The sequence below is a fragment of the Prosthecobacter gellanilyticus genome, from assembly GCF_007992435.1.
GTDB lineage: Bacteria > Verrucomicrobiota > Verrucomicrobiia > Verrucomicrobiales > Verrucomicrobiaceae > Prosthecobacter > Prosthecobacter gellanilyticus.
The window spans coordinates 1-1,276 of record NZ_BKAG01000125.1; the positions used below are offsets into that span (position 1 = coordinate 1).

1 protein-coding gene is annotated in these 1,276 nt (G+C 63.5%); it reads right to left on the bottom strand.

All coding sequences use genetic code 11. The features are described from left to right. On the bottom strand, positions 1-1,192 hold a 1,192-nt coding region (locus tag BGE01nite_RS28765; RefSeq protein WP_146856405.1), incomplete at its 3' end, for an integrase core domain-containing protein. Between the last annotated feature and the right edge of the window lie 84 nt (positions 1,193-1,276).

Here is a 1,276-nt window from a genome sequence, read left to right on the forward strand (position 1 = left end):
TGAGGATGTCGCTGAGATCGGCAGCTTCCTGCGGGCGGCTAGCCGCCCGCAGGAAGCTGCTCGTCGAGGGTTCGATCTGGCCAAGTTGCAGGTTGGCAAAGTAGACATCGATCAGGCCTTCGCTGCTGGGGCGCAGGCCCACGCTCCAGCCTGCAATGGCTCTTGAGATGAAGATGCTTTGCTGCTCCCATTTCACCGTGCCTGAGGAACTGATCAGCCTGCTTTCCAGACACTGTGCATACTCCAGATCTTCAGGCAGCCCTCGGTAACGCTGCGTGGAGTTTGCGTAGACTTCTGCTGGCAGCTTCATGCCCAGCGCCTGATGCGGCCTCTGATGATTGAACTGCTCGCGCCAGGCGTCCAGCGCGCCCTGGCTCCAGCCTTCCGCGCTGTGCTGCAACTCGATGCTCATGTCACGGTGCATGCGTTCATGCGCTCCGTTGTCCTGCGGACAGCCGGGCCGGCTGCGCTCCAGTTCGATCCCCAGGGCCACCCAGCGTGCGGAGAGCTTGCTCAAGCCCAGCACCCCGCCTCGTGTGGCGAAGGGCGGGCCGTTGTCGCTGCGGATGGCCTGCGGCAAGCCGTGCCGCTCAAACAAGCGCTCAAAGCGCTCCCACACCGCCTCCGTGCGCGCGCTGCTCATGCGCTGGCATTCCAGCAGGTAACGGCTGTGCTCGTCACGCACGGTCAGGGGCTCGCAGCGCCGCCCTTCCGGATCGTGCCACCAGCCTTTGAAGTCCACGCTCCACACTTCGTTGGGCGCCTGCGCACGCCGGCCGCTGTGCAGGCGCACGGCGCCCATCTCAGGCACCCGGCGTGTGCGCCGCTTCTGCACCAGCCCGGCTCGCTCCAGCACCCGCTTAAAACTGCTCAGGCTCGGGGTCTGGCTGCCGCCGTGCTCGCGAGCATAGATCTCATGGATCTTGGCGGGTCCCCAGTGCGGGTGCCGCTGCTTGAGCAGGACGATCCGGCAGACGACCTGCTCGCCGAGCTCTTCACTATGGCTCTGCGGCCTTCGGCTCTCTTCCTGCAGGCCGGCGAGGCCCTGCTCCAGGAAGCGTTCCTTCCACTTGTAACCGGTCTTCGCGCTGATGCCGTAGTCACGGCATAAGCGGCGGAAGTTGTCGCTGTGGATGGCTTTCAAAACGAATTCTGTCTTCTGGTCCATTGGGGTGCTGGTGTGCCACGGCATGTTCCCATGCTAGCCCCTCTCGGGGCTCCCAAATGTGTTACCTATGTTCTGAACCTTTTGTGTTACCCATGTTTTGAACCTGCA